The 22740-nt window shown below is 69.7% G+C and carries 17 protein-coding genes and 1 pseudogene; 11 read left to right on the forward strand and 7 right to left on the reverse strand.

Annotated elements, in window-relative coordinates; genetic code table 11:
* Positions 1-5: 5 nt before the first annotated feature.
* The 3 genes and pseudogenes from B0I33_RS29635 to B0I33_RS29895 form a co-directional block, all read left to right on the forward strand.
* The gene (locus B0I33_RS29635) at positions 6-584 is read left to right on the forward strand and encodes a hypothetical protein (protein WP_146147471.1); all 579 of its coding nucleotides are present in this window, start codon (positions 6-8) and stop codon (positions 582-584) included.
* A gap of 222 nt (positions 585-806) precedes the next feature.
* Positions 807-1103, forward strand: coding sequence for a hypothetical protein (locus tag B0I33_RS29640; RefSeq protein ID WP_146147472.1), 297 nt, complete (start codon positions 807-809; stop codon positions 1101-1103).
* Between the two features lie 93 nt (positions 1104-1196).
* Positions 1197-1544, forward strand: a pseudogene (locus B0I33_RS29895) (IS701 family transposase); the annotation flags it as partial.
* 191 nt (positions 1545-1735) lie between these two features.
* On the opposite strand, the gene B0I33_RS08790 reads toward B0I33_RS29895, so the two are convergent.
* The 6 genes from B0I33_RS08790 to B0I33_RS08815 form a co-directional block, all read right to left on the reverse strand.
* Complete coding sequence (locus B0I33_RS08790) at positions 1736-2872, reverse strand: tetratricopeptide repeat protein (RefSeq protein WP_106178053.1); 1137 nt, start codon at positions 2870-2872, stop codon at positions 1736-1738.
* Positions 2873-4027 carry an ATP-binding protein gene (locus B0I33_RS08795; protein WP_106178054.1) on the reverse strand — a complete coding sequence of 385 codons (1155 nt, stop codon included), beginning with the start codon at positions 4025-4027 and terminating at the stop codon, positions 2873-2875.
* A gap of 87 nt (positions 4028-4114) precedes the next feature.
* Complete coding sequence (gene yjfF / locus B0I33_RS08800) at positions 4115-5137, reverse strand: galactofuranose ABC transporter, permease protein YjfF (RefSeq protein WP_106178055.1); 1023 nt, start codon at positions 5135-5137, stop codon at positions 4115-4117.
* A complete protein-coding gene (locus B0I33_RS08805; RefSeq protein ID WP_106178056.1) occupies positions 5134-6234 on the reverse strand; it encodes an ABC transporter permease in 1101 nt (366 codons plus the stop codon). Before B0I33_RS08805 ends, yjfF begins: the two co-directional genes overlap by 4 nt.
* Positions 6231-7799 carry a sugar ABC transporter ATP-binding protein gene (locus B0I33_RS08810; protein WP_106178057.1) on the reverse strand — a complete coding sequence of 523 codons (1569 nt, stop codon included), beginning with the start codon at positions 7797-7799 and terminating at the stop codon, positions 6231-6233. Before B0I33_RS08810 ends, B0I33_RS08805 begins: the two co-directional genes overlap by 4 nt.
* A gap of 88 nt (positions 7800-7887) precedes the next feature.
* On the reverse strand, positions 7888-8838 hold the full coding sequence (locus B0I33_RS08815) for an ABC transporter substrate-binding protein (protein ID WP_181193237.1): 951 nt from the start codon (positions 8836-8838) through the stop codon (positions 7888-7890).
* Positions 8839-9128: 290 nt separating this feature from the next.
* Between B0I33_RS08815 and B0I33_RS08820 the strand changes: the two genes are divergently transcribed.
* The 3 genes from B0I33_RS08820 to B0I33_RS08830 all read left to right on the forward strand — a co-directional run bounded on the left by B0I33_RS08820 (position 9129) and on the right by B0I33_RS08830 (position 15597).
* Positions 9129-11369 carry an immunoglobulin-like domain-containing protein gene (locus tag B0I33_RS08820; protein ID WP_106178059.1) on the forward strand — a complete coding sequence of 747 codons (2241 nt, stop codon included), beginning with the start codon at positions 9129-9131 and terminating at the stop codon, positions 11367-11369.
* Between the two features lie 100 nt (positions 11370-11469).
* Complete coding sequence (locus tag B0I33_RS08825) at positions 11470-14031, forward strand: alpha-L-arabinofuranosidase C-terminal domain-containing protein (protein ID WP_106178060.1); 2562 nt, start codon at positions 11470-11472, stop codon at positions 14029-14031.
* A 66-nt stretch (positions 14032-14097) separates the two neighbouring features.
* Positions 14098-15597 (forward strand): family 43 glycosylhydrolase, encoded by a 1500-nt coding sequence (locus B0I33_RS08830; protein WP_106178061.1) that lies wholly within the window; start codon positions 14098-14100, stop codon positions 15595-15597.
* Positions 15598-15937: 340 nt separating this feature from the next.
* Here the strand turns inward: B0I33_RS08830 and B0I33_RS08840 are convergent, their stop codons facing one another.
* The gene (locus B0I33_RS08840) at positions 15938-16987 is read right to left on the reverse strand and encodes a LacI family DNA-binding transcriptional regulator (protein WP_106178062.1); all 1050 of its coding nucleotides are present in this window, start codon (positions 16985-16987) and stop codon (positions 15938-15940) included.
* 241 nt (positions 16988-17228) lie between these two features.
* Here B0I33_RS08840 and B0I33_RS08845 point away from each other — a divergent pair, with 241 nt between their 5' ends.
* The 5 genes from B0I33_RS08845 to B0I33_RS08865 are packed head-to-tail and all read left to right on the forward strand — an operon-like array spanning position 17229 to position 22730.
* A complete protein-coding gene (locus B0I33_RS08845) occupies positions 17229-18197 on the forward strand; it encodes a U32 family peptidase (protein ID WP_106178063.1) in 969 nt (322 codons plus the stop codon).
* On the forward strand, positions 18197-19054 hold the full coding sequence (locus B0I33_RS08850) for an SMP-30/gluconolactonase/LRE family protein (protein ID WP_106178064.1): 858 nt from the start codon (positions 18197-18199) through the stop codon (positions 19052-19054). The genes B0I33_RS08845 and B0I33_RS08850 overlap by 1 nt, the downstream gene beginning before the upstream one ends.
* A 24-nt stretch (positions 19055-19078) precedes the next feature.
* Positions 19079-20566 carry an aldehyde dehydrogenase (NADP(+)) gene (locus B0I33_RS08855; protein ID WP_106178065.1) on the forward strand — a complete coding sequence of 496 codons (1488 nt, stop codon included), beginning with the start codon at positions 19079-19081 and terminating at the stop codon, positions 20564-20566.
* Positions 20566-21726 carry a mandelate racemase/muconate lactonizing enzyme family protein gene (locus tag B0I33_RS08860; RefSeq protein ID WP_106178066.1) on the forward strand — a complete coding sequence of 387 codons (1161 nt, stop codon included), beginning with the start codon at positions 20566-20568 and terminating at the stop codon, positions 21724-21726. The genes B0I33_RS08855 and B0I33_RS08860 overlap by 1 nt, the downstream gene beginning before the upstream one ends.
* Entirely contained in the window at positions 21723-22730 is a 1008-nt protein-coding gene (locus tag B0I33_RS08865; protein ID WP_106178067.1) for a zinc-dependent alcohol dehydrogenase, read from the forward strand. Before B0I33_RS08860 ends, B0I33_RS08865 begins: the two co-directional genes overlap by 4 nt.
* Positions 22731-22740 lie beyond the last annotated feature (10 nt).

The raw sequence follows: 22740 nt of genomic DNA on the forward strand, positions 1-22740 counted from the left end.
TCGAAATGGATCAAGAGTTGGAAGACCTTGTTCGCCGATCTAAAAGTGGCGAGGTACGAGAAGGAGAAATTCAGAAGATTGCGACCATCCTGGCGGATGGTTCTGCTGGCCGCGATACATATAAACTGCTGTACGTTCTTGGAAAGTGTGAGTCATTTTTCCATGAAGAGCTTGTCGCAAGCTTTCTCAGCTATGAGAACGATCCAATGGTTGCAAGGTTGGCACTACAGATTCTGTGCTCATACTGGGGTTTAGTCGAGAAGTACAAGGACTATCTAGCCGAATTTCTGTCGGGTGTGCATTGGGACGTTATGGGTGACGTCCGTGCGGCTGCAATAACTATAGCTGGAGACTACCTGAGAAGTCACAATGATGCAGACCTTCTAGCGCAACTGTTGTCGATTGCTGAGCGCGGTACGGAACGCTTAGAGAGACGATTCGCGGTGGAGGCCGTGGCGACTGCCCTTGGCGAGTCGATCTCCGAAGTCTTGAATACCAAGAGAAGGAGCGACTGGGAAACATGGGCACAACATGTAGTTGAGAGAGGTAGGGTGCGGTTACAGTCAGAACAACGAACTAACTGACGACCGGGCGCAACTCGCGCTGTAGACCGCATGCAGCCTAGCGGCCTTGGCGCACCCGCAGGTCAGCGAGGTGCGGGGCGGAGCATTGCGCCTCAGTTCATCGAGGACGTCATCAACACAAGTAGTCCGACCCATACGGTACTCAACGGCGTGCCACGCACAATCTATACTTCCGGAACGGTCGAAGTCGTAACCGAGCAAGGCGGGTGAGTAGTCGTAACCGTGAACCCATTTGCGGTGGATGACATGGCCATTTACCCTGATGTTGCTCAGGATCTCATTAAGAAATGCCGTGATTATCGTGCTCGAAAGCTTCCTCTTGGGGTTATCAAAGCAGAACTTTGGAACGCTGCTCAGCAAACTGTGGCTGTGGAGGAAAGCGAACTGAGACGTGCCCTGCAGGCTGCTGAGGGTCGCCTCGACATACTTGAGCATACCGTTGACTCGAACGCTCTTTTCGACGAGACTAAGTTGATCGTTCTAGACGTTGAGCGCCGTCTAGGCGAATATTTGGGCTAGTTTACTGATGTGATACTTGCAAATTTCACTTCAGTCGGGTCGTTTTCGAAACAGGTCCGGACGAGGATGGTTTTGACCATTTGTCCGGTCTTGCGTGGAACCCGTTGGCGCGTCGAAGAACCCTTCCAAACCAGCAAAGGTTTGGCCGGCCTGGATCAACACCAGGTCCGCCGCTGGGTCTCCTGGCATCGCTGGACCGTTCTGGCGATGCTCACGCACGCATTCCTCACCGTCGTCGCCGCAACCGAACGCGCCCGCGCAGCGACCTTGACCGGCTGGATCTCCCTGACCTGCAACGAAGTCCAGCACCTGCTCGCCGCAATCGTCATCACCCCGACCATCGACCTCGCGCACCAACTGCGCTGCTCGGTCTGGCGTAGACGACATCAATACCGAGCCCGGCAGGCCCACTACCAGCGGCAATCCACCCGAGAACCATGACGATCACGATCTACGGCTGGAGTAATAGGGCAACTTCTCTTGCTGACCACAGGTTAACAATCACCGGCATGTCGCCACCGTGACGCGCACCAACGTACGAAGGAGCTGGAGTTCGACCCGGGTGCCACGCCCGGAACAGATCAACTCGACACGCCGTCCGAGACCTGACCAGTTACAAATTAAGACCCTGTTCACGATTCTTGAGAAGGGCTGTAGATTGTCCGCGTTGGTCCGTACTCATCCGTTATAAGGACACGAAAGTCTCGGTCAGGAAAGTCCTTGCTCGCCTTGGCATGCCATCCAATTGACATCTGCTCTACGAGTACCCACAGAGCTTGCTCTTCTTGATCACTTTGCACGTCAAACAAGTCCCATAAATGCAGATGATTGATCATCTTCTCAATCTCTTGCTTATTTCCATTTAGCTGCTTCCACCAAACGAAAAATGATTCCTCCTCAAACAGCATGCGGACAAGAATGCAACCGCGGTTGAGAATAAAGGTCGGCACGATGAGCGTCGATACAGAGACGGCCTTTGAAACCGATACCTGTTCGGCTACGTAATCTTGCAAGCTGGGCGGGGGTTCGTGCGACCGCCTCCACGCGGCAGCTTCCGGTAGAGTCATGGGATCAAAGTCATCCAATGCCGAACAACTCCTCTGGTGTCGCTGGGCGTACAGCCTTCCCTCCTGCGGGTCCTCCCGCAGGGCGGCGACGACGCGCCGGGCACCGCGTCCCAGCCGGGCACGGCGGATGTCCATGGCGGCGAGGTTGTTGAGCGCCATGGTGTCGTGCGGATCGAGGCGCAACGCTTGCTCGTACGCCGCCCGCTCGGCGCGGCGGTCGCCCGCCGCGCCCGCGGCCAGCCCCGACAGCACGTACGGGGCCGGTTCGCCCGGCGCGAGCTCGACCGCCCGGTCCGCCGCGTCCCGCGCCTCGGCCACCACTTCCACGCTCGGTGCCTCGGCGTTCTGGACGAGCACCTGGCCGAGCGTGTAACGGGTGACGGCGTCCTCGGGCGTGGCGCGGACCGCGGCCCGCGCGGAACGCACCGCGGCAGCACGGTCGCCCAGTTCCAACGAGCTGACCGCGTGCAGCCGCAACGCCGCGTCCGACTCGGGGTCCAGCGCGAGCGCCGACGACGCGACCCGACGTGCCTCCGCGGCGTCGCCGAGCCGCAGCTCGCACTCCGCGAGGACGCACAGGGCGTCCGGCGATTCGGGGTTCTCGGCGAGGAGCCTGCCGATCTCCATGCGTGCCTGGTCGTGCCTGCCCAGCTCCGCGAGCGCCTGTGCTCTCCACAGCGAGTCGGCCGCCTGCTCCCTCATCTACGCCATCCTGTTCTTCTTGAGGTACCGGAGAAGTTCGTCGTACTCGCCGCCGTGATCGGCGAAGAGAGCGACGTTGCGGGCACTGTCGAACCACGGACGCGCGGACGGCCGCACCTCGGCGACGGCGGCCTGCAGATGCTCCATGCCGATCTCGCGGACGTCACCGGACGCCGCCGACTCCAGCAGCGCCCGCTCCGTGGCCAGCTCGCAGACGTGGGCGAGGTCGGCCCCCGTCCAGCCCTCCGTCCGCTTCGCCAGCTTGCGCAGGTCCACGTGCCCCACGGGACGTTGCCTCAGGTGGAAGCGGAGGATCGCTTCGCGCGCGGCCTGGTCCGGCGGTAGCACCAGCACCATGCGGTCGAGCCGACCGGGCCTGCGCAACGCCACGTCGACGTCCCAGGGCGCGTTGGTGGCCGCGAGGACGAACACGCCCTCGTTCCGCGAATCCACTCCGTCCAACTCGGACAGCAGCTGGTTGACCGTGGACCGCATCGCGGAGCGCCGCAACTGGCTCCGCCGCTGGCCGATGGCGTCGACCTCGTCGAGGAAGACCACGCACGGTGCGCCTGACCTGGCCACTTCGAAAACGTGGTGGAGGTTCTTCTCGCTCTGGCCGATCCACATGTCGAGTACGTCGGCGAGGGACACGGACAGGAATCGTGCCCCCAGCTCACCCGCGACGGCCCTGGCGAGGAACGTCTTCCCGCAGCCCGGCGGCCCGTACAGCAGGAGCCCGCCCTTCAGGCTCTTGCCGTACAGCTCGCGCAGTCCCGGGTTGCGCAGCGGGGCGAGGAACGCCGCGTCCAGGCGCTTCTTGACCTCGGTCAGACCGCCGACGTCGGCCAGCGTCAACGCCGGCCGCTCCACGTCGAGGGCACGCCGCTCCACGTCGAGCACCGGGTCGGCGACTTCGCGCAGCTCCTCCTCGGCACGTTGCCAGTCGAACCCGCTGTCCGCAGTGGACGAAGCGGCAACCGGGCCGCCGCCCACGGCCGCCGCCATCAGCCTCCGCGCCGGCTCGTTGCCCGGTTCCGCTGCCAGGACGGTGGCAAGGTGAGCGACGGCCTCGTCACCACGCCTGGCGCCGATCAGTGTCTCCGCAAGATGCAGGCGCAAGGGCACATCGCCGGGCGCGGCGTCGACCGCCCTGATGGTGCTGTGCCCGGTAGCCGAGCCGGGCGAACGGGAGCACCCGAACGCAGAACTCGCGAGTCTGAGCGGGGGACTCGCGGGTCTGGGTCAGTGCCTGGCCTGGCGGCGCAGGATGGCGCGCTGCATGACGATGAACACCAGCAGCAGGACGCCGACCACGATCATCGTCCACCAGGAGCTCAGCGTGCCCTCGAAGGAGATGATCGTCTGGATCGTGCCGAGCATCAGCACGCCGATCACCGAGCCGAGCACGTAACCGGCGCCGCCGGTGAGCAGCGTGCCGCCCACGACCACGGCGGCGATCGCCTGCAGTTCCATGCCCACCGCGTGCAGGCCGTATCCCGACAGCATGTACAGCGCGAAGAGCAGGCCGCCGAGCGCGGAGCAGAACCCGCTGATGGCGTAGACACCGACCTTGACCCGCGCGGTCGACAACCCCATCAGCATCGCCGACGACTCGCTGCCCCCGACCGCGTACACGGTGCGGCCGAACCGCGTCTGGTGCAGCACGTACACGGCCACCGCGACCACGAGCAGCGCCACCACGACGCCGTAGGTGATGCTGACGCCGCCGGGCAGCTCGATGATCCCGGTCGCGAGGTCGCGGAACGTCTCATTCTTGATCGAGATCGACTCGACGTCGATGACGAAGCACAGGCCCCGCGCGAGGAACATGCCGGCCAGCGTGACGATGAACGGCTGGATGTCGAAGTAGTGGATCACCAGTCCCATCAGCAGCCCGAACACCGAACCCAGCGCCAGCACGGCGAGGATCACGACCGGCACCGGCCATCCGGCCTGCAGCCCGGACGCCGTCACCATCGTCGACAGCGCCACCACCGAGCCGACCGAGAGGTCGATGCCGCCGGTGAGGATCACGAACGTCATCCCGACGGCCAGCACGATGAGGAACGTGTTGTCGATGAACAGGTTCGCGACCACCTGGCCGGAGGCGAACCCCTCGTAACGCAGCGAGCCGGCGCCGAACGTGGCGAGGAACAGGGCGAACGTGGCGAGCACCGGAACGAACCTGGACGGCACCCTCGGCCGCGGCCTGGTCCCGGACGCCGCGCCCGGCCGCACCGGAGCGGACCGCAGCTCGGTCTTCATCGCTGACCCACCTTCCGAGTCGGGGTTGTCTCGACCGCCACGGCCGGTTCCGGCGGGGCAGCGGCGTTCGGCGGCGCGACCGGGGTCCGGCGGCGGCGCAGCAGCGCCCTCGCCTTCGGCGCCTGGATCAGGCACACCACGATGACCACGAGCGCCTTGAACACCAGCGTGATCTCGGGCGCGATCCCCGTCGTGTAGACGGTGGTGGTCAGGGTCTGGATGAGCAGGGCACCGACCAGCGTGCCGGTGAGCGAGTAGCGGCCGCCCGACAGCGCGGTGCCGCCGATGACCACCGCGAGGATGGCGTCCAGCTCGATCCACAGCCCGGCGTTGTTGGCGTCGGCCGCGCTGACGTTCGAGCTGATCATCAACCCGCCGACAGCGGCGCACAGCGCGCAGAAGACGTACACGGTCCAGACGATCGTGCGCGACCGCACACCGGCCAGCCTGCTCGCCTTCGGGTTGATGCCCACCGACTCGATCAGCATGCCGAGCGCCGTCCGCCTGGTCACCAGGCCCACCAAGGCGAACATGCCGACGCTGATGAGGATCGCGACGGGCAGCACCACGAACCCGGCGCCCACACCCGCGTAGTAGGGGTTGTTCACGGTGACGATCTGCCCGTCGGTGATCAGCATCGCGATCCCGCGGCCGGTGATCATCAGCACGAGCGTCGCGATGATCGGCTGGATTCCCAGCACCGAAACCAGGAAGCCGTTCCAGAACCCGAGCACGGCGCACAGCAGCAGCGCGAGCCCGATACCGGTGAACGCGGCGGCCGCCCCGCCGCTGTCCGCGGCGCCCGCGATGGAGGTGCAGGCCACCGCACCGGCGATCGCCACCACGGCGCCGACCGAGAGGTCGATCCCTCGCGTCGCGATCACCAGCGTCATGCCGAGCGCGATGAGCAGCGTCGGCGCACCGTTCTTCAGGATGTCGATCAGGCTGCCGTACAGGTGCCCGTCCTGCAGGCGGATGTCGAAGAAGGACGGGGTGACGATCACGTTCACGAGCAGCAACGCGACCAGCGCCAGCACCGGCCACGTCAGCCTGCTCCGCCCCGCCCGGATCAGCGCGTCGCGCGCGGTGGTGGTCATGACGCCGCCCTCTCCCGCTCCGGCTCGCCGCTGGCGATCAGGTCCATGACCTCGTCGACGCCGACGTCCGGCCCGGCGAGCTCGGCGACCTTGCGCCGGTCGCGGAGGACGACGATCCGGTCGCTGATCCGCACGACCTCCTCCAGTTCCGCCGAGATGAACACGATGGCCAGCCCTTCGGCGGCGAGCTCGGCCACCAGTTTCTGGATCTGCGCCTTGGCCCCGACGTCGATGCCGCGGGTCGGCTCGTCGAGGATCAGCAGCTTCGGTTTCGTCACCAGCCAGCGCGCCAGCAAGACCTTCTGCTGGTTGCCACCGGAGAGGTTGCGGATGAGCGCGTCCGGGTCGCGCGGCCGGATGTCGAGCGTCTCGAGGTAGGACTCCACGAGCTCGTTCTTGACCCGCCGGGGGATCGGCCGGGTCCAGCCGCGGGCGGCCTGCATCGCGAGCACGAGGTTGTCGCGCACGCTGAGGTCGGGGATGAGGCCCTCGCCCTTGCGGTCCTCGGAGCAGAACGCGATGCCCGCGGCGATCGCCGTGCGCGGCCCGCGCAGGTGCAGCGGGTTGCCGCCGACCTCCACGCGCCCGGAGTCGGCCCGGTCGGCACCGAACAGCAGCCGTGCCAGCTCCGTGCGACCCGAGCCGAGCAGCCCGGCGAGCCCGACGACCTCGCCCGGATTGATCTCCAGGTCGAACGGTTCGATCGCGCCGGAGCGGCCGAGCCCTTTCGCGCGCAGCACCGGCGGGGCCGACCGCTCCGCCGTGTCATGCGTGGCGAGGCGCTCGACCTCCTCCAGCTCACCGAGCTCCCGGCCGATCATCGCCGACACCAGACCGATCCGGCTCAGCTCCGCCGTGGCGTACTCGCCGACGAGCCTGCCGTTGCGCAACACCGTCATCCGGTCGGAGATCTCGTAGACCTGGTCGATGAAGTGGGTCACGAACAGGATCGCCACCCCGTTGTCCCGCAGGACGCGCATCGTGCGGAACAGCTCGGCGACCTCGTCGGAGTCCAGACTGGACGTCGGCTCGTCGAGCACGAGCACGTGTGAGTCCACGGCGACCGCCCTGGCGATGGCGACGAGCTGCTGCACGGCGATCGGGTGGCTGCCCAGCACCGAAACCGGGTCGATATCCAGCCCGATGCGGTCGAGCAGCTCGGCGGCGCGAACCCGCATCGCGCGGGCGTCGATCGCGCCGAAGCGCCGGGGCTCCCGGCCGAGCAGGATGTTCTCGGCGACGGTCAGGTTGGTGCACAGGTTGACTTCCTGGTACACGGTGCTGATGCCCGCGTCCTGGGCGGCGGCGGGCCCGGAGAACGTCACCGGGCGCCCTGCCAGCCGGGTCACTCCCGAGTCGACGGAGTAGACACCGGTGAGGGCCTTGATGAGCGTGGACTTTCCCGCGCCGTTCTCGCCCATCAGGGCGTGCACCTCGCCGGGGAACAGCCGGAAGTCGACGTCCTGGAGCGCTTTGACGCCCGGGAACTCGATCGAGATTCCGCGCATGTCCACGATCGGCTCCGCGGTCGCGGCGGGTGGTGCCGCGCTCAGGGTCTCGGTCATGGTTCGCCTTCGCTTCTCGGTGCGTGGATGCGGTCCCCGCCATCACACCCGGAGGATGGCGGGGACCGCGGTCTGGTCGGCGGTCGTGTCAGTACTGCCGCTCCGGCAGGACCTTCTTCGCCTCCTCCTGCGTGAACGTCGTCTCCTCGACCACGACGCGCTTCGGCACCTGCTCACCCGCCACGACCTTCTGCACCAGGTCCATCAGCTGGTCACCGAGCAGCGGGTTGCACTCGACGATGAAGTTGATCTTCCCGTCGGCGAGCGCCTGCATGCCGTCCTTGACCGCGTCCACCGTGATGATCTTGATGTCCTCGCCGGGCTTCTTACCCGCGGCCTCGATGGCCTCGATGGCGCCGAGTCCCATGTCGTCGTTGTGGGCGTAGACGACGTCGATGTCGGAGTGGGACTTCAGGAACGCCTCCATCACCTGCTTGCCGCCGGACCGCGTGAAGTCACCGGTCTGCGAAGCGATGATCTTGATGTCCGATCCGGAGATCGCCTCCTGGAAACCCTCCTGCCGGTCGAGGGCGGGCGCCGACCCGGTGGTGCCCTGCAGCTCGACGACGTTGACCGTGCCCTCGCCCTTGCTGTCCTCGACGAGCCACTCGCCCGCCTTGCGCCCCTCCTCGACGAAGTCCGAGCCCAGGAACGTCTCGTAGAGCGACTCGTCGTCGGAGTCGATGGCGCGGTCGGTGAGGATCACCGGGATGTTCGCCCGCTTGGCCTCGAGCAGCACGTTGTCCCAGCCGGTCTCCACGACCGGGCTGAACGCGATCACGTCCACGCGCTGCTGGATGAACGAGCGGATGGCCTTGATCTGGTTCTCCTGCTTCTGCTGGGCGTCGGAGAACTTCAACTCGATTCCGGCGGCCTTCGCCGCCTCGCGGATCGACTTGGTGTTGGCGGTGCGCCAGCCGCTCTCCGCGCCGACCTGGGAGAAACCCATGGTGATGGCGTCGTCGTCGCCACTGGCCGAACCGCCGGAACCGCACGCGGCCAGTGCGCCGCACAGGGCGACGCCGGCCACCGCGGCCATCAATCTTCTGAGCACTGAATCTTCCTCCCAACGGACCTCGCGAACGCGGCCGATGGCGCTGGCTGTCCCACGCTCGCTGCTACGGTGAGCCACGTCACCCGATCGATGAGTGTGAACGCTAACATCGGTGGCGTCAAGTCTCCCGGGCGCAAAAGTTCCCAACGTTGACACAGTTTGGAAACGGTCATATGTTAGCGCTCACTTCGACGATTTCACCGTCATCGAACACCCGGCTGTCCTGTCCATCCGCGTGCTCGTCCGTTCGCGCGCATGACGAGAGAACGACACCGATGTCGAGACGACTCTTCTCCACTGGACGACGCCTCATCCCCGCCCTGCTCCTCGCGCTCGTCGGCGCGGCACTCGCCCCGGTCACCGCGGGCGCGGCCGGAACCGGAGACGGGCTGGTCGTGCACTACCCACTGCGGCAGTCCGGCGGCACCGTGGTGACCGACGCCTCCGGCCACGGCCGCGACGCCACGCTGGCGGGCGACGCCACCTGGCGTGGTGCCGAAGGCCTGGAGCTCGGGGGTACGGACGGGCACGTCCGGCTGCCCGGCAACCTCCTCCGTGACCTCACCGAGATCACCGTGTCGGTCCAGGCGCGGATCGACCCCGCCCAGGCGAGCCCGTACTTCATCTGGGGGCTCGGCAACTCCGCGGGCGGCGCCGGAAACGGTTACCTGTTCACCACCGGCAACTCCTACCGCACCTCGATCGCCAGCGGGAACTGGGCGACCGAGCAGACCGTCACCGCGGGCCGCGACCTCACCCGCGACGTCTGGAAGACGCTCACCTACACGCTCGCCGACGGCACGGCGGTGCTCTACGAGGACGGTGCCGAGGTCGCCCGCGAGAGCGGCATCACGCTGACACCCGCCTCGATCGGCGCGGGCACCACCACGGAGAACTACCTCGGACGCTCGCTGTACCGCGACGACCGGTACTTCATGGGCGGCCTCAGGGACTTCCGGATCTACGACCGCGCGCTCGGCGCCGCCGAGGTCAGGGAGCTGGGTTTCCTGACCGACGCCGAGCGGGCGGAACGTGACGCCGCCCGCCTCGATCTCGGTGACCTCTCCGGCGTCACCACCGACCTCGCACTGCCGGAGAACGGACCGTACGGTTCGACGATCACCTGGCGGTCGAGCGACGAGTCCGTCGTGTCCGGAACCGGCACCGTCACCAGGCCCGCGCCCGGCAGTGGTGACGCGATCGTGACACTGACCGCCACTGTCACGAGTGGACAGAGCAGTGTCGAACGCGCTTTCACCGTCACCGTGCTGGAGGAGCCCACCGACGCGGAGAAGGTCGCCGACGCCGCCGCCGCGCTGGTGGTGCACGACGCCGGCGACGTCCGGGGCAACCTCACGCTGCCGACCAGCGGCCGGCACGGCACCACCGTGTCGTGGCACTCGACGAAGAAGCGTGTGGTCACCCCGACCGGTGAGGTGAACCGGCCCCGGCCGGGCGCCGGCCCGGTGGCGCTGCGGCTGACCGCGACCGTCCGGCTCGGAAACGAGAAGGACAAGCGCCGGTTCGACGTGACGGTACGGCCGCTGCCGGAGCGCGAACCGTACGCGGGATACGCCTTCAGCTACTTCACCGGCGAGGGCTACCCGGACGGAGAGCAGATCTACTTCGCGGCCAGCGAGGGCAACGACCCGCTGCGCTGGACGGAGCTGAACGGCGGCGAGCCGGTGCTGACCTCGACCAAAGGCGAGGGCGGCGTGCGTGACCCGTTCCTCATCCGCTCGCCCGAGGGCGACAAGTTCTACCTGATCGCCACCGACCTCAAGATTCACGGCAACGGCGACTGGGACGGCGCCCAGCGCCACGGCAGCAAGTACATCGAGGTGTGGGAGTCCACCGACCTCGTGCACTGGTCGGAACAGCGGCACGTCCGTGTCGCACCCGACACCGCGGGCAACACCTGGGCCCCGGAGGCATTCTACGACGAGTCGATCGGCGCGTACGTGGTGTTCTGGGCGTCCAAACTGTACTCACCGGACGACCCGGGACACACGGGCAACACCTACAACCGGATGCTGTACGCGACCACAAGGGACTTCCACACGTTCAGCGAGCCGAAGGTGTGGGTGGACCCCGGCTACTCGGTGATCGACTCCACCGTCCTCAAGGAGGGCGGCACCTACCACCGGTTCACCAAGGACGAGCGTGCGGCCACGCCCGGTGCGCCGTGCGGGAAGTACATCGTCCAGGAGAAGTCCGACGACCTGCGCGGCCTCGACTACGAGCTCGTCGCCGAGTGCATCGGCAAGGGCGACACCACGAACCCCGGCATCAGCCGCGGTGAGGGACCCACGGTGTTCAAGTCCAACACCGAGGACAAGTGGTACCTGTTCATCGACGAGTTCGGCGGCCGCGGCTACGTGCCATTCGAGACCACCGACCTCGAGTCGGGCCGCTGGACGATGTCCGAGGACTACGACCTGCCCGACCGGCCCCGGCACGGCACGGTGCTGCCGGTCACCGCGGCGGAACTGCGACGACTGCACGACACCTGGTGACACCCCGGCACTGACCGGCCGCTCGACCGAACCCACCTTCCCGGCGTGGGGGCGGTACGGCCTGCCCGCTCCACGCCTCCCGACCGAAACGGAGGACGTCATGGTCCGAAGAGGCTCCAGACTCGGCATCGCCGCGGGGGTGACCGCGCTCGCCGGAGCGCTCGTCGCGGCACCCGTCGTGACCCTTCCCGCTTCCGGCCAGACCGCGCCCGCGGTCACCGACTACACCCTCGACATCGACCCCACCGCCCGGGGGCCGGAGATCGCCGACGAGATGTACGGGATCTTCTACGAGGACATCAACCGGGCCGCCGACGGCGGGCTCTACGCCGAGCTGGTGCAGAACCGCTCGTTCGAGTACGACCGCGTCGACAACCCGGCGTACACACCGCTGACCGCGTGGACGACCACCGCCGTGGCGGGCGGCGCCGGCTCCGCCGAGGTCGTCGGCGACGCGGGCAGGCTGCACGAGCGCAACCGGCACTACCTGAAGCTGTCGCTGGACAACCCCGCCGGTGGCGCGTACGGCGTGACCAACAGCGGCTACAACACCGGGATCGCCGTCGAGGGCGGCGAGCGGTACGACTTCTCGGTCTGGGCACGCACCGACGCGGGCAGCACCCCGCTCACCGTGCGGCTCGCGGACGGCACCGGCGAGCTCACCGCAAGGCCGCTGCGCCTCGACGTCCGGGGTGCGGAGTGGGCCGAGTACACCGGCACCTTCACCGCCACCGGCGACAGCACCACCGCGCGGCTCACGGTGGCCGGGGGCGGGAGCGGCACGCTCGCACTGGACATGGTGTCGCTTTTCCCTCGCGACACCTTCGCCAACAGGCCGAACGGGATGCGGAAGGACCTCGCGGAGAAGATCGCCGCGCTGGATCCCGGCTTCCTGCGCTTCCCCGGCGGCTGCCTCGTCAACACCGGCAGCCACTACGGCTACGAGGCGCCGAACTGGGAGCGCGCCCGTTCCTACCAGTGGAAGGACACCATCGGGCCGGTCGAGCAGCGCGCCACCAACGCCAACTTCTGGGGCTACAACCAGTCCTACGGGCTCGGCTACTTCGAGTACTTCCAGTTCGCCGAGGACATCGGCGCGATGCCGGTGCCCGTCGTGCCCGCGCTCGTCACCGGCTGCGGCCAGAACCGGGCCACCGACGACCCCGAGCTGCTGCGCAGGCACATCCAGGACACGCTCGACCTGATCGAGTTCGCCAACGGCCCGGTCACCTCCGAGTGGGGCGCCAAGCGCGCCGAGATGGGACATCCCGAGCCGTTCGGGCTGACCCACCTCGCCGTGGGCAACGAGGAGAACCTGCCGGACGCGTTCTTCGAGCGGTTCCGCCAGTTCCGGGCGGCCATCGAGGCCGAGTACCCCGGTGTCACGGTCATCAGCAACTCGGGACCGGACGACAGCGGCAGCACGTTCGACCGGGCGTGGGAGCTCAACCGCGCGGCGGACGTCGACATGGTCGACGAGCACTACTACAACTCGCCGCAGTGGTTCCTGGAGAACAACAACCGGTACGACTCCTACGACCGCAACGGTCCGCGCGTGTTCCTCGGCGAGTACGCCTCGCAGGGAAACCGGTTCGGCAACGCGCTCGCCGAGGCCGCCTACATGACCGGGCTGGAACGCAACGCCGACGTCGTCCGGATGGCGTCGTACGCGCCGCTGCTCGCCAACGAGGACTACGTCCAGTGGCAGCCGGACATGATCTGGTTCAACAACCACGAGTCCTGGGGCACGGCCAACTACGAGGTGCAGAAGCTGTTCATGAACAACGTCGGTGACCGTGTGGTGCCCAGCGAGGCCTCGCCGACCCCGGTCGTGAACGGGCCGATCACCGGCGCGATCGGACTGTCCACCTGGAACACCAGTGCCGCTTACGACGACGTCACGGTCACCTCGGCCGACGGTGAGGTGCTGCTGCGGGACGACTTCTCCGGTGGCGACGCCCAGTGGACCCACGCGACCGGTGCCGGTTCCTGGTCCGTCCAGGACGGTGCGTACGTGCAGTCCGACGCGGGCGCGACGAACACGATGGTGACGGCGGGCCAGGCTTCGTGGAGCGACTACGACCTGCACGTCAAGGCCACCAAGCGGGCCGGGCAGGAAGGCTTCCTCGTCGCGTTCGGCGTGCGAGACACCCGCAACTACTACTGGTGGAACCTCGGCGGGTGGAACAACACCCGGTCGGCCGTGGAGGAGGCCACGGACGGTGCGAAGCAGACGCTCGTCGAGGACGGCACCCGCATCGAGACGGGGCGGGAGTACGACATCCGCGTCGAGGTGCGCGGCAGGCAGGTCACGCTGTTCCTCGACGGCGAGAGGTGGGGCGGCTTCACCGACGACAAGGTCGCCGAGCCGTTCCGCCAGGTCGTCACCCGGGACGAGCGGACCGGTGAGCTCGTGGTGAAGGTCGTCAACGCGCAGGACGCCGCGGCCCGTACCCGGATCGACCTCGGCGACGACGTGCGCGTGGCCCCGGTCGCGCGGCTGACCACGCTGCAGGGCGACCCGGAGGCGACCAACACGGCCGGCTCCAGGCCCATCCGGCCGGTCACGTCGCGGCTGCATTCGATCGGCAGCACCTTCACGCACACGTTCCCGGCCCACTCCGTGACGTTCCTGCGGGTCCGCACCGTCCCGGCACGCTGAGCCGCGCGACCGGTCCCCACCGCAGACCACCCAGCCCACACCGACCACGAAGACAAAGGAGTCACCATGTCCCCATCCGGGTTCGACCGTCGCTCCCTGCTGCGCGCAGGCGGTGGCCTGGTCGCAGCAGGCTCGGTCGGCGCCGTCCTCCCGGCCGCCGCCGCGGCGGCACAGCCCGCCGGCGCCGTTCCGGCAGGCCCGCCGCGTTCGGCGGGCCCGGCCGCGGTGCCGACCCGTGACCCGCTCGTCGAGCAGCGCGCCGATCCGTTCATCACCAGGCCGGTCGACGGCATGTACTACCTCACCGGGTCCGTCCCGGAGTACGACCGCATCGTCGTGCGCGGCGCCCCGACCCTCGACGGGCTGACGCACGCGCGCGAGCGCACCATCTGGCGCAGACCGTCGTCCGGCCGGATGGGCGGCTACATCTGGGCGCCCGAACTGCACCGCATCGACGGCAACTGGTACGTGTACTTCGCGGCCGGTGACGCGGACAACCCGTTCCGCATCCGCATGTACGTGCTTGAGTCGAAGGCACCCGACCCGAGGGCGGACGCCTGGGTGCTGCTCGGCCAGACCACCACCGCGTGGGATACGTTCGCGCTGGACGCCACCACCTTCGAGCACGCGGGCACCCGGTACCTCGTGTGGGCGCAGCACGAGCCGGGCATCGACACCAACAGCAACCTCTACCTCGCCGAGATGGCCTCCCCGGTGGCGATCAAGGGCGACCCCGTGCGGATCGCCGTGCCCACCCGCGACTGGGAGATCCAGGGCTTCCGGGTGAACGAGGGCGCCGCGGCGATCATCCGCAACGGGCGGGTGTTCCTGACGTTCTCGGCGAGCGCGACCGACCACCGGTACTGCATGGGCCTGCTCACCGCCGACGCCAGGGCCGACCTGCTCGACCCGGCGTCGTGGACCAAGTCACCGCAGCCGGTGTTCACCACGAACGAGCGCACCGGGAGGTATGGCCCGGGGCACAACTCGTTCACCGTCACCGAGGACGGCACCGACGTGCTCGTCTACCACGCGCGGTCCTACCGCGACATCAGCGGCGACCCGCTGTTCGACCCCAACCGGCACGCCCGCGTGCAGCGGCTGTACTGGAACGCCGACGGCACGCCCGCGTTCGGCGTTCCGGTGGGCGAGGGCGGGCCCATCTCGCGGCTCTCGCCGATGGACGCGGAACGGTCCCACGTCAGGCACTACGCCTATGTGCTGCGTGTGGACAGTGACGTGCGCGAGCTGGCGGACACGCAGTTCCGGTTCGTCCCTGGTTTCCTGGAGCCGGGCACGGTCGCGCTGCAGTCGGTGAACTTCCCGGATCGGTACGTGCGGGTGGCGGGGAGCACGGTGCGGATCGACCCGTACGAGGACGACGACGCCTACTGCCGGGCGGCGTCGTTCGTGCGCGAGCCGGGGCTGGCCGACCGGGGAGCGGTCTCGCTGCGGCTGCCCGGTGCCGAGGGCGGGTACCTCGTCCACGACAACGGCGCGCTGACCGTCGGCACGCCGGGCCGCGACCGGCGGGACCGCGAGCGGGCGACCTTCCGGCTCGGCTGAGCCGCGTTCGAGTGCCGGGCCGTCGTTTCGGGCGGCCCGGCACCGGCGCGGCGCACGCACCGAATGCCGCGTTGGGTGCGTGGGATGCAGCGGATGTGGCGTTGGGTGCGTGGGACGCACCGGATGCCACATTGGGTGCGTGGGATGCACCGGATGCCGCGTTGGGTGCGTGGGGTGCAGCGGATGTGGCGTTGGGTGCGTGGGACGCACCGGATGCCGCGTTGGGTGCGTGGGATGCACCGGATGCCGCGTTGGGTGCGTGGGGTGCAGCGGATGCCGCTTTGGGTGCGTGGGACGCACCGGATGCCACATTGGGTGCGTCCGGCGGCGGGGGGCCCGGTCAGTCGAGGGTGCGCCGCCGCCGGTTCCGGGGAGTGCCCACCGTGCTCTGCCGGATGACGAGCTCGGGTGGCACGACGGCGGTCGCGTCCGGATCGGAGGTGCTGGCGATCTGATGGAGCAGCAGGTCGATGCTCCGCCTGCCGACGGCGTCGAAGTCCTGGCGGACGGTGGTCAGTGGCGGCGTGAAGTAGGCGGACTCGGGGATGTCGTCGAAACCGGCGACCAGGACGTCGGTGGGCACGCGCACACCGCGTTCGTGGAACGCGCGCAGCACGCCGAGGGCCATCTGGTCGTTGGCGACGAACACGGCGCGCACGTCGGAGCGCTCGGCGAGCAACTGACCGTTGGCGTAGCCGGAGGCGGGGCTCCAGTCGCCGCGCAGCAACTCGGGTTCCTCCGCTCCGGCGGACCGCAGCTCGGCACGCCAGCCGCGGACCCGGTTCTGCGCCTCCAGCCAGTCCGCGGGGCCCGCGATGTGCCACACGGTGGGCGCGCCCTGGTTCAGCAGGTGGCGCGTCGCCAGCCGCGCGCCCTCGGCCTGGTCGACGCACACCACCGGATGCCCGCCGCCGTCGCCGCCCTCGACCACGACGAGCGGCAGGCCCGCGGGTGCGTCCCGGAGCGCGTCGACGGTGGCCTGCTGCGGCGCGATGATGACGACGCCCTCGACCGACTGCCGGGTCAGGCGCTCCAGCGCGTCCTGCACGTCGTCACCGTCGAGGTCCTTGACGCTCGTGACGCTGACGAAGTAGCCGGCGCGCCGCGCGGCCTGCTCGATGCCGTACAACGTGCTCGCGGGGCCGAACAGGGTGGAGTCGAAGCTGACCACGCCGATCACCTTGGACCGCTTGGTCACCAGCGCGCGGGCAGCCGAGTTGGGGCGGTAGTCCAGTTCGTCGATCGCGGCCAGCACGCGCGTGCGGGTCGCCGGGGACACCGAGGGGTGCCGGTTGAGCACCCTGGACACCGTCTGGTGGGACACCCCGGCCAGCCGCGCGACGTCCGCCATCACGGCGGGTCGCCGTGCCGAGGACACCTTCCTGGTCATGCCCACCTCCGCGGCCGTCTGTCCGGGACGACCGTACCGCCGCGGCGCCGGCCCGGCCGAGGCGTGTCCGCGCCCGGCTGCCGGGACGCCCGGCGGCAGAAGGGCGGTGAACGGTCACATCGAGCACAGTGTACTACGCGGACTTTCGGTTGTTCTCCAAGAAACAGACCTTGACGGCCTAGATGTGAGCGTTAACATTGACCAGCGGAACCGTAGACGGCACGGCTGGAGGAAGCCTGCGATGACCGATCAGCTACTGCCGGGGGAGGCCCAGCTGCGCACGCTCGGGCTCGACGTGACCCAGCCCCGGCCGCCCGCCTCGCAGGTGACCTTCCCGGACGGGGGTGCCTGGCGCGTCGAGATCCCGTCGGTCGAGGGACCCGAGGCGCTCACGGCGGTCCTCGAGGAGTCCGCGGAGCGGGACGTGCCCGTGCACCGGGTGAGCCAGGGCAGCGGCGTGATGATGCTGGACGACGCCGAGATCACCGACATGCTCGCCCTCGGCGCCGACCGGGGAGTGGAGGTGTGCCTCTTCCTCGGCCCGCGCGGCACGTGGGATGTGGGCGCGGCGACCCGGACGCCCACCGGCGGCGCGGGCCCGCGGGCGCGGGGCCGCGACCAGCTCGGGCAGTGCCTGCAGGACTGCGTGCGCGCGGCTGAGCTCGGCGTGCGCAACCTGCTCGTCGCCGACGAGGGCGTGCTGTGGGCGGCCCACCGGCTGCGCTCGCGCGGCGACCTGCCCGCCGATCTCCGCTTCAAGCTCAGCGTCCTGACCGGTCCGGTGAACCCGGCGGCGTTCGCGGTGTGGGCCGCGCTCGGCGCCGACTCGGTCAACGTGCCGAGCGACCTGACCACCACCCAGGTCGCCGAACTGCGGGCCGCGAGCCCCGCGGCGATCGACATGTACCTGGAGGCGCCCGACGACGTGGGCGGTTTCGTCCGGCTCTACGACGCCGCCGAGCTGATCCGCGTCGGCGCGCCGCTGTACCTGAAGTTCGGGCTGCGCAACGCGCCCGGGATCTATCCCGTCGGCAGGCATCTGCGGGACGTGGCGATCAGCAGCGCCCGCGAGCGGGTCCGCCGCGCCCGGCTCGCGCTCGACATCCTGGAGCGCGGGGGAGGCGCGCCGCTGCCGATGTCGAAGATCGGCGATCCGGCACTGCCCGTGCCGGACCGGTTCGGCGAGCCGGTCGCCGCGGGCGGCGCCTGATGCCCGCGGCGGAACAGGTCACCGACCCGTGTGCCTTCCACGGCGAGGGACCCGTGTGGGACCGCGCGGCCGGGGTCGTGCGGTGGGTGGACATGCTGCGCGGGGACGTGCTCGCGATGGCCCCGGAGGGTGGCGCGGTGCCCCGGATCCACGTGGGTGACGTGGCGGCCTGCGTCCGGCCGAGAGAGCGCGGCGGTCTCGTCATGGCCGTGGAGCGCGGCTTCGCGCTGATGGCGGCCGACGGCGAGATCACCACCCTGCCCGAGCTGTGGCGCGATCCGGAGATCCGGATGAACGACGGCGGCTGCGATCCGCGGGGCCGCTTCTACTGCGGTTCGATGGCCTACGACGCCGCGCCGGGACGGGGCGCGCTGCACCGGCTCGATCCGGACGGGTCGACGAGCACCGTGTTCACCGGCGTGACCATCTCGAACGGGCTCGCGTGGAGCCCGGACGGTGCGACCGCGTACTACGTGGACTCGCCGACCCAGCGCGTGGACGCGTTCGACTTCGATGGGGACACCGCGACGTTCACCGCCCGCCGCACCGTGGTGGAGATCCCGGCCGGGCGGGGCATGCCCGACGGCATCACCGTCGACGCCGAGGGCGGGCTGTGGGTCGCGCTGTGGGGCGGCGGGGCCGTGCACCGGTACGGCCCCGAGGGAACGCTCGACGTGGTCGTGGAGCTGCCGGTGCGGCAGGTGACCGCGTGCACGTTCGGCGGTGCCGCGCTGACCGACCTGTTCGTCACCACCTCGCGGCAGGACGTGCCACCGGGTGAGCAACCCGGGGCGGGTGCGCTGTTCCGCTTCCGCCCCGGCGTCGCGGGCCTGCCCGCCGCCACCTTCGCCGGATGACCGACGACCGAAAGGACTGCCATCGTGGTCGGCACCACGACCGAGACCCGATCCGAGACCCTGGAGAACGTGCTCGCCGCCGCGGCGAGCGCCGCCCGGCCGCTGGCTGAGCTGCCGCCGCGCGACCGGGCTGCCCTCCTCACCTCCGTGGCCGAAGCCCTCGACGCGAACGCCGCCGCGCTCGTGCCGCTGGCCGAGCGGGAGTCGAACCTGCCGGAGGCGCGGCTGACCGGGGAGCTGGCGCGCACGACGTTCCAGCTGCGCCAGTTCGCCACCCAGCTGCGGGAGGGCTCGTTCCTCGACGTCGTGATCGACACCGCGGACCCCGGGCACCCGCTCGGCCCGAAGCCGGACCTGCGCCGGATGGTCGTGCCACTGGGGCCGGTGCTGGTGTTCGCGGCGAGCAACTTCCCGTTCGCCTTCTCCGTCGCGGGCGGCGACACGGCCTCCGCGCTCGCGGCCGGCTGCCCCGTGGTGCTCAAGGCGCACCCGGGGCATCCGGAACTGTCCCGGCGCACGGCGGAGGTCGTCACCGCCGCGCTGGCCGACGCGCCCCGGGGAACGTTCGCGCTCGCCGAGGGGCTGGAGACGGGGAGGGCGGCGCTGCTGGACCCGCGGATCAAGGCGGGCGCCTTCACCGGATCCGTCACCGCGGGACGGGCACTGTCCGATCTGGCCGGTTCCCGGCCGGAGCCGATCCCGTTCTACGGCGAGCTGGGCAGCCTCAATCCCGCCTTCGTCACACCCGGCGCCGTGCGGGCCAGGGGCGAGGAGATCGCGTCGGGATTCGTCTCCTCCTTCACCCTCGGCGCGGGCCAGTTCTGCACCAAGCCGGGGCTGCTGTTCCTGCCGTCCGGACACGGCCTCGCCGACCGGCTCGCCGCCGCTGTGCGAGGGGTCACGGCGGCGGCGATGCTGGGCGAGCGCATCCGGGACGGGTTCACCTCGTCGCTCGGCGCGCTCGCCGACGTGCCCGGTGTCGAGCCGATCGTGTCCCCCGCGGTCGAGGAGGACGGCCGCGTCTCGCCGGGGCTGTTCGGCTGCACCGTGCCCACCCTGCTGGCGAACCGGGACACGCTGCTGCGCGAGTGCTTCGGTCCGGCCTCCCTCGTCGTCACCTACGAAGGGAACGACGAGCTCTTCGCCGCGGCGGACGCGCTGGAGGGCAACCTCACCGCGACCGTCCACGCCGGACCCGACGAACGGGACACCGCCGGGCCACTGCTGGAGCGCCTGCGCGACCACGCGGGTCGGCTCATCGTGGACGGCTGGCCCACCGGCGTCGCCGTGTCGCCCGCCATGCACCACGGCGGTCCGTACCCGGCGACGACGTCCCCGCTGCACACCTCCGTCGGCGCGACCGCCATCCGCCGGTTCCTGCGCCCGGTCTGCTACCAGAACGCGCCCCAGGAGCTGCTGCCCCCACCCCTGCGGGACCGCAACGAGCTGGGTATCCCGCGCCTGGTCGACGGCCGCGTCACCACCGAGCACCTCACCGCCAAGGAGAACTGATGAAGATCACCGGCATCACCACGCACGTCCTGGGGACTCCGTGGCGCGACCTCACGTTCGTCCGGGTGCACACCGACGAGGGTCTCGTCGGCGTCGGTGAGACCCGCATGCTCAGCCACACCCAGGCGCTGCTCGGCTACCTGGCCGAGGCGGAGCGCAACCACATCGTGGGCAGCGACCCGTTCGACATCGAGTCGCTGGTGCGGCGGATGAAGTACGGCGACTACGGCCGGGCCGGCGAGATCGTCATGTCCGGCATCGCGTGCGTCGAGATGGCGTGCTGGGACATCGTCGGCAAGGCGCTCGGCCAGCCCGTGTGGCGCCTGCTCGGGGGCAAGGTCAACGACCGGATCAAGGCCTACGCCAACGGCTGGTACACAGTGGAGCGCACGCGGGAGGAGTTCCACGCCGCCGCCCGGCGGGTCGTCGAGCGTGGCTACCGGGCGCTCAAGTTCGACCCGTTCGGCCCTGGCCGGCTCGAGCTCGATCACGACGAGCGCATGCGCGCGGTCGGCCTGGTGGAGGCGGTCCGGGACGCGGTCGGGCCGGACGTGGAGATCCTGGTCGAGATGCACGGGCGGTTCGCCCCGCTGGAGGCCGTGCGGCTGGCGGACCTGCTCGCGGAGTTCGCTCCGAGCTGGCTGGAGGAGCCGGTGCCGCCCGAGAACCTGGCCGCGCTGGCGAAGGTCGCGGGCAAGACGAACCTGCCGATCGCCACGGGCGAGCGCATCCACGACCGCATCGAGTTCCGCGAGCTGTTCGAGTCCCAGGCCGTCGACATCATCCAGCCGGACATCGGTCACCTCGGCGGGATCGCGGAGACCCGCAAGCTGGCGGCCACCGCGGAGACCCACTACGTGCTCGTCGCCCCGCACAACGTGGGCGGTCCGGTGCTGACCGCGGCGAACCTGCACCTGGCGGCGTGCACGCCGAACTTCAAGATCCAGGAGCACTTCAACGACTTCGCCGACGAGGAGGTCAAGCAGGCGGCGCCGGGCGTGCCCGAGGTGGTGGACGGCTACTTCGGCCTGCCCACGGCGCCGGGCCTCGGTGTGGAGCTCGACGTCGGCTTCGTCGAGGAGCGGCCGAGCCGGGGCGCCCACTTCGACCTCTTCGCCGACGGCTGGCACTTCCGCGGCACTCGTGCGGGTGCGCGATGAGCCGAGCGGTGCGGATGGAGGCCCCCGGGCACACGCGGGTGGTCGCCGTGACCGCGCCCGGCCCCGAGCCGGGGGACGTGGTGGTGCGCGTCGCGTGGGCGGGCATCTGCGGCTCGGACGTCGAGGTGTTCGAGGGCACCCGGCCCGCCGCGTTCGTGCGCTACCCGATCGTGCCCGGCCACGAGTGGTCGGGCACGGTGGAGGCGGTGGGCGAGGGCGTGGACGCCGCACTGCTCGGCAAACCCGTGGTGGGCGAGGGGTTCCGCTCCTGCCAGGTCTGTCCGGCCTGCCGGCGCGGCGAGCCGACCGTGTGCCACGCGGACTACGACGAGACGGGCTTCACCCAGGACGGTGCGTGGGCCGACCGGCTGACCGTCCCGGCCCGGCTGCTGCACGTGCTGCCCGACGGCGCCGACCTGCGGGCGGCGGCGGGCCTCGAACCGGCCGCGTGCGTCGCCGAGGCGTGCCTGCGGGCGGCCGTGCAGCAGGGCGAGCGGGTGGCGGTCGTCGGGGCGGGCACCCTCGGCCTGCTCGCGGCGCAGCTGCTCCGCGCGGACAACCCGGCCGAGCTGGTGATGGTGCATCCCACCGCGGCCAGGGCGGAGCTCGCCGCGACGTGCGGCGCGAGCGCGCTGGTCACGCCGGACGAGGCGGCCGGCCTCGCCGGGCGGTTCGACGTGGTGGTCGAGGCCGCGGGCGTGACGGGCACGGCCGCGCTCGCGTGCCGGCTCACCCGCAGGGGCGGCCGGGTGGTGATCACGGGCATTCCGGGGGAGGAGGACGTGCTGTCCACCCGGGACATCGTGACCAACCACCTCGCGGTGCACACCGTCTTCGGCGCGCCGCCCCGCGCGTGGGTGTACGCGGTGCGGGCCTTCGCCACCGGCAACCTGGACCCCTCGCTGCTGGTGACCCACGAGTTCGTGCTGGAGGACGCGGAGAAGGCGCTGAGCACGGTCGCCGAGCGCGGGCCGGGCACCGTGAAGGTGCTGCTGCACCCGTGACCCGCCGCGC

The organism is Prauserella shujinwangii (assembly GCF_003001955.1).
GTDB lineage: Bacteria > Actinomycetota > Actinomycetes > Mycobacteriales > Pseudonocardiaceae > Qaidamihabitans > Qaidamihabitans shujinwangii.